5 protein-coding genes are annotated in these 6,221 nt (G+C 64.2%); 1 reads left to right on the top strand and 4 read right to left on the bottom strand.

Features of this window, described 5'->3' with window-relative positions:
* Window positions 1–378 precede the first annotated feature (378 nt).
* A complete protein-coding gene (locus DY468_RS24180) occupies window positions 379–1,269 on the bottom strand; it encodes a hypothetical protein (RefSeq protein ID WP_164608113.1) in 891 nt (296 codons plus the stop codon).
* A gap of 38 nt (window positions 1,270–1,307) precedes the next feature.
* Complete coding sequence (locus tag DY468_RS24175; protein ID WP_164608111.1) at window positions 1,308–2,321, bottom strand: KpsF/GutQ family sugar-phosphate isomerase; 1,014 nt, start codon at window positions 2,319–2,321, stop codon at window positions 1,308–1,310.
* 203 nt (window positions 2,322–2,524) lie between these two features.
* Between DY468_RS24175 and DY468_RS24170 the strand changes: the two genes are divergently transcribed.
* Window positions 2,525–4,240 carry an outer membrane beta-barrel protein gene (locus tag DY468_RS24170; protein WP_164608109.1) on the top strand — a complete coding sequence of 572 codons (1,716 nt, stop codon included), beginning with the start codon at window positions 2,525–2,527 and terminating at the stop codon, window positions 4,238–4,240.
* Between the two features lie 44 nt (window positions 4,241–4,284).
* Here the strand turns inward: DY468_RS24170 and DY468_RS24165 are convergent, their stop codons facing one another.
* Both DY468_RS24165 and DY468_RS24160 read right to left on the bottom strand, forming a co-directional pair.
* Complete coding sequence (locus DY468_RS24165; protein ID WP_164608107.1) at window positions 4,285–5,139, bottom strand: ABC transporter permease; 855 nt, start codon at window positions 5,137–5,139, stop codon at window positions 4,285–4,287.
* A 178-nt stretch (window positions 5,140–5,317) separates the two neighbouring features.
* On the bottom strand, window positions 5,318–6,112 hold the full coding sequence (locus DY468_RS24160; RefSeq protein ID WP_164608105.1) for an ABC transporter ATP-binding protein: 795 nt from the start codon (window positions 6,110–6,112) through the stop codon (window positions 5,318–5,320).
* Between the last annotated feature and the right edge of the window lie 109 nt (window positions 6,113–6,221).

Genomic DNA, 6,221 nt, shown 5'->3' with positions numbered 1-6,221 from the left:
TTTTCCAGGCGCCGGTCACCGAACCGTCCCAAACCAACATCCATCTGCTCCTCCTCGTCCGCGACCGATATCGAGTCAGAGAAAGCTGCCGCCCGCAACAGACAAAGCAGATGTGTGAATGTCGTAGGGCTTGACCCGGCGATCCACGGAAGGGGACACGGCTTGAGGACGTGGATGCCCGGGACAAACCCGGGCATGACGAGTTACCAAAGCTGTGACTGTCCTACGCCACCCCGGCCCGCAGCAGGTCGTGCAGATGCACGATGCCGGCCGACTTCTTGCAGTCGTGACGAGCAGCGAGGGATTTTCGACGAGTTCAGGCGCTTAAGCGTGTGGCCGGCGAACAGATTGGGCCTTCAGACTGACCCGTCAGCTCGTTCAATCAATGTCCACAGACACAACATAGACGCCCAATAAATCCGCAAGCTGGATTAATGTGCTGGGAAGAGGGCGCTCGGTTACAAGAACACAGCTCCCATTGGGGATTTTCTGGGCAGCCTTCAACTCGGCGCGTATCAGAGCGCTGTACTTTACAGCTTGATATATGCCGCGCTCAAGCTCAGCGTCTGATGCGCTTCTGGCTTTGACTTCGACGGCCACCGAACGCGACTTGTCTTGAAACATTACGTCGACCCGATCGGCGGAAGCGAATAGCCATTCAAGCTTTCCTTTCACCTTTGGAACGTTTTTTCCGACCTTCGAAGGGTTTCTAGCTATCCACTCCTTTAGCCGCTTATGTTCTTGGCTTTCCGGGCCGGTCGACCAGCCGGTCTTCTTCGGAGCCCGAGGCTTTAGCTTGCTCTTTAAACTAGGGACGCCTCCACTCAGTGAGGGTAGCCCAAACTTGCGGAGTATCTGAGGCCATTCCTGGAACTTGAAGACCTCCTGGATGGTCTCCTCCGCCATTGCCTTCCTATCATCCAGAGTAAGATGACGTTCCTCTGCGTCGTTCAAGTAAAAGCTGAGATAGTAGTCGCAGCCCGAGCCCGGAATTCCTGTAGAAGCGTTCACGATTAGGGAGTTTAAGGGTGGGATTTTTCTTCCTGTTTGTTGCTCGAATTCGATTAACGAGTTGCCTATTGCTCCCGCAGGGTGCCCGTAGACAACAACATTGACGTGATGGCCCCATCCTCGTCTTTGAAGCTCTTCATCAAGCTGTCCATAAGTGATCCTCTTATCATGTGTGGCGCACCAAACGAGTATCGGAAAAATTCGTCTTGCGATCGCTTCGGTCCACCGATCGCCCTGTAGGGATTCGGGCAGAGCCATCTCTAATTCTCTTAAAGCAACTGTTTCTGCTGGCTATTCTATGCCACCCCGGCCCGCAGCAGGTCGTGCAGATGCACGATGCCGAGCGGCTTCTTGCCTTCGGCGACCAGCAGCGCGGTGATCTTCGAGGAGTTCAGCAGCTCCAGCGTCTGGCCGGCGAGCAGATTCGGGCTGATCGTCTTCGGATTGCGGGTCATCACCTCGTCGACCGTCGCGGTCATCAGGTCGGACCGCATGTTCCGGCGGAGGTCGCCGTCGGTGACGATGCCGGCGATCTGGCCGTTGCTGTCGATGATGCCGACGCAGCCGAAGCCCTTGGCCGACATCTCGACCAGCGCGTCCGACATGCGGGTGCCGAGCGGCTTCAGCGGGATGGCGTCGCCGGTGTGCATCAGATCGCGGGCGTATTTCAGCATCGCGCCGAGCTTGCCGCCGGGGTGCAGCACGCTGAAGTCGGAGGGGGTGAAGCCGCGGCTTTCCAAGAGCGCGATCGCCAGTGCGTCGCCCAGCGCCAGCATCATCAGCGACGACGTGGTCGGCGCCAGATTGTGCGGGCAGGCTTCGCGCGCCTTCGGCAGCGTCAGCGACACGTCGGCGGCGGTCGCCAGCGTCGAGGCAGGATCGGAGGTCATCGCCACCAGCGCGATCTTGAAGCGCTTGGCGTAGCTGATCAGGTTCTTCATCTCCGGCTGCTCGCCGGACCACGACAGCGCCAGGATAATGTCGTCGGCGGTGATCATGCCGAGGTCGCCGTGGCTGGCCTCGGAGGCGTGCACGAAGAACGCCGGCGTACCGGTCGAGGCGAACGTGGCGGCGATCTTACGGCCGATATGGCCGGACTTGCCGAGCCCGGTGATGATCAGCCGGCCCTTGCCGTTCTGGATCAGGTCGATGGTCGCGCCGAACGCGCCGCCGAGGTCGGATTGCAGCGCCGCAGCGAGCGCCGTGACGCCGCTGGCTTCGGCTTCCAGGGTGCGCAGGGCCGAGGGAATTGCGGCGGCAGCTTGCTCGCTCATTGCAGGTATCTTGGTGCGGGTTTTGGACAGTGCCATGCAGGGTCTCCGGCATGGGCCGCGAAGCGGCCGGACCTTCTCCTAGCATGGCGCCGGCCGGGATGCGACGCGGCCAGTCCCGGCTCATCGCCGTTCTCAACCGCTCCTTAACCATAATTGTTTTAACTCCATTAACGATGAGGAGCGGTGCGTTCGCTCTCGTGTGGGTCCAGAAGATTGATTTCGTTGGAGTTTTTATAGTCGTGACGTGGGCTTCAGCACCGGGCCGCCGCTCTCGCGCCAGCTTGTGCGCCGGCTCCGCATGTCTGACGCTCGCTGCGATCGGTGCAACTCCGGCGGTGGCGCAGAGCCTGACGAGCGATCTGCTCAATCCGCAACGCGGTGGCTTCGTCGCCGCCCAGAACCTGCCGCTGCGGCCGACTCCGGGCACATCGGCCACCTCGGCGTCGCGGGCCCGCAACGTCTTCACGCAGCCCGAGGACGACGGCAGCGGCTCGCAGCTTCGGCCGAGCTCGACCACGGCGCTGCAGCCGCCGTCCGGGAGCGCAGACCTGGACAATGCCGGCGTCGCCTACGACGCGCTCAACCGGAAACGCCAGAAGCCGAAATATTACCCCGGTGCGCCGCGGCCGAAGTCGGTCGGGCCCGGATCGCCGATGGTCACCCCGGCCCCGCCGCCGGCGCGGCCGTTGCCGCCGTCGCTGACCGCCGCCAAGCCGCCGGTGCCGGCCGCGCTCGCCGGCCGCGTCCCCGGCCAGCCGGCCCGCCGGCAGCTCAAGCGCGACGACGATCCGTTCGGTGCGGTCGGCGATTATGCCGGCAGCTTCCTGATCAAAGGCGCGCTCGAGGTCGGCGGTGGCTACGATTCCAATCCCGCACGTACCAACACCGCGCGCAGTTCCGGCTTCTACAAGGTCGCGCCTGAACTGATGATCACCTCGGATTGGGAACGGCATGCGCTGGTCGCGGACCTGCGCGGCGCGTTCACCGGCTATGGCCACGATTTCAATCCGCCGGCCGGTACGGTGTCGCCGGCTCCGATCAGCCTCGACCGGCCGGAATTCAACGGCCATGTCGACGGCCGCATCGACGTCAGCCGCGACACCCACCTGCTCGGGCAGGGACGGTTGATCGTCGGCACCGATAACCCGGGCAGCCCGAACATTCAGGCCGGCCTCACCAAATATCCGCTGTTCACCACCACCGGATTTTCCGGCGGCATCGATCAGACGTTCAATCGTCTGCAGGTCTCTGCGGTCGGCAATTTCGACCGCACCGTCTATCAGGACTCGCAGCTCACCGACGGCACCAGCTACCCCAACAAGGATCGCAACTACAATCAATACGGCGGTGTCGGCCGGGTCAGCTACGAGCTGAAGCCGGGTTTGAAGCCTTTCGTCGAGATCGAAGGCGACACCCGGGTGCACGATGTGCCGGTCGATCGCTATCAATATCTGCGCGGCTCCGATGGCGGCTACGCCAAGGCCGGCACCAGTTTCGAACTGACGAGGCTGCTCACCGGCGAAGTCTCGATCGGCTATGCGGCCCGCCGCTATGTCGACCCGCGGCTCGAGAAGCTCGGCGGCCTGCTCACATCGGCCTCGCTGGTGTGGACGATGACGCCGCTGACCACGGTGAAGTTCAACGCCGACACGCAGATTTCGGAATCGCCGCTGGCCGGCGTGTCGGGCGTGTTCACCCGCACCTACACGGCAGAGGTCGATCACGATTTCCGTCGCTGGCTGACCGGGATCGGCAAGTTCACCTACGCGACCTACGACTATCAGGGCTCCGGCCGCTCCGACCGGCTCAATTCGGTCGAAGGCAATCTGATCTACAAGCTCAGCCGGTCGTTGTGGGTCAAGGGTCAGCTCCGCTACGACAAGCTGGATTCCAACGTCGTCGGCGGCAGCTACAACGCCACCGTGGCGATGCTCACCGTTCGCCTGCAGAACTGAGCGCGCGTCGTTCGATGCCGCCGGCGAGCCGGCATCATCGCCCGCTAATCGTTGAGAGCCGAGGCCTCCGGCCGCCAGGTCAGCAGCCGCTTCTCCAGCGCGGTGAGCAGCCCTTCGGCGACCAGCGCCACCACGGCGATGACGATCATCGCGGCGAACACGCCGTTGGAGTCGAACGAGCCCTGCGCGGTGGCGATCAACAGGCCCATGCCTTCGCGGGCCCCAAGGAATTCACCGACGATGGCGCCGACCAGGGCGAAGCCGAAGCTGACATGCAGGCTCGCCAGAATCCACGACAGCGCCGACGGGATCACCACCGAGGTCGTCACCTGCCATGGGCTGGCGCCGAGAATCCGCGCATTGGCGATCAGGTTCTTGTCGGCCTCGCGAACGCCCTGAAACGCATTGGCGAACACCACGAAGAACACCATGACCACGGCGAGTGCGATCTTCGAGGCGGCGCCGAGACCGAGCGCGACGATGAAGATCGAGCCGAGCACCACGCGGGGGATCGAATTGGCGACCTTGATGTAGATCGAGAACACGTCCGACAGCAGGTGATTGCGGCCCAGCGCGATGCCGCACAGCACGCCGAGCACGGCGCCGATCAGAAAGCCGGCGCCGGCCTCGTAGATCGTCACCCACACCTGCCGCCACAGCGGGCCGATCGAGGTGCCGTTCTGCATCCAGTCGATCAGCTTGAGCACGATGCCGCTCGGTTGGCCGAAGAAGAACGGATCGATCATGCCGAACCGGACGCCGAGCTCCCAGCCGGCGATCAGCAGGATGAGCACCACCAGCCGCAGCGCCAGCACGAGCCGTGCCCGCCGCCGCACCCGCACCGCCAACGGCTCGGCGCGGATGTCCGTCTCCGGCTTGCTGATTGTCGTATCAGCCATCAGCATGCTCCTCGCATGTCGCCGGTCCCATGCGAGGCCCTCATGGTGAGAAGGCGCGTCAGCGCCGTATCGAACCACGAGTTTGCGCGGCTCTCATCCTTCGAGCCGCGGCGAAGGCGCCGCTCCTCAGGGTGAGGAAGCTGCGAGTTGCGGCGATGCCGAATGTCGCGATGCCTCCTCATTGTCCCGCCCTCGCGCGCAGGACTTCTTCGCGCAGGTCGTCGCTGATGCGGCGGGCGATGGCGATGAAGCGCTCGTCGTAGCGGAGCGTGGCGACGTCGCGCGGACGCGGCAGGTCGATGGCGTGCACCGACTTCACCCGCGCCGGACGCGTCGTCAGCACCGCGACACGGTCGGCCAGCAGGATCGCTTCGTCGAGATCGTGGGTGACGAACAGCACTGCGGAGCGGGCCTGCGCCCACAATTGCAACAGCTCTTCCTGCATCAGCTCGCGGGTCTGGACGTCGAGCGCCGAAAACGGCTCGTCCATCAGCAGCACCTGCGGATTGTTGATGAAGGTCTGCGCCAGCGCCACGCGTTTGCGCATGCCGCCGGACAGCTGATGCGGATGATGGTTCTCGAAGCCCTTCAGCCCGACGCGGGCGATCCAGTCGCGCGCCTGCGCCTCGGCGTCCGCCTTGGCTGCGCCGCGAAACAGCGGGCCGGCCATCACGTTGTGCAGCACGCTGCGCCAGGGAAACACCGCGTCCTGCTGAAACACGAAGCCGACGCGGCGATCGACGCCATCGACCGGCGCGTCGAACAAGGTGACGCGGCCGGCCTGCGGCTTCGCCAGTCCGGCGATCAGCCCGAGCGTCGTCGACTTGCCGCAGCCGGTCGGCCCGACGATGGCGCAGAACTCACCGGGCGCGATCGACAGGTCGAAATCCTCCAGCGCCGACAGCACCTCGCCCGATGGCGTGACGAAGCGGCGGGCGACCTGATGGAGTTCGACGGCGGAGGGGCTAGTCATGAGCAACAACTCGCATCTGAAATAATGCGCGAGCCGCGAGCGCGGCGCGCTCCCTCTCCCGCTGGCGGGAGAGGGGTGGGGTGAGGGCAACGCGGGCACAGTGCCTGGG

Source organism: Rhodopseudomonas sp. BR0M22 (assembly GCF_010907035.1).
In the GTDB taxonomy this organism is placed as follows: domain Bacteria; phylum Pseudomonadota; class Alphaproteobacteria; order Rhizobiales; family Xanthobacteraceae; genus Rhodopseudomonas.
Note: the sequence above shows the minus strand (reverse complement) of the source record. Positions and strands in the feature narration are given on the sequence as shown.

Coding starts and splice junctions, on each gene's coding strand:
- DY468_RS24180 (WP_164608113.1), bottom strand. CDS start 1,269: ATGGCTCTGCCCGAATCCCTACAGGGCGATCGGTGGACCGAAGCGATC.
- DY468_RS24175 (WP_164608111.1), bottom strand. CDS start 2,321: ATGGCACTGTCCAAAACCCGCACCAAGATACCTGCAATGAGCGAGCAA.
- DY468_RS24165 (WP_164608107.1), bottom strand. CDS start 5,139: ATGGCTGATACGACAATCAGCAAGCCGGAGACGGACATCCGCGCCGAG.
- DY468_RS24160 (WP_164608105.1), bottom strand. CDS start 6,112: ATGACTAGCCCCTCCGCCGTCGAACTCCATCAGGTCGCCCGCCGCTTC.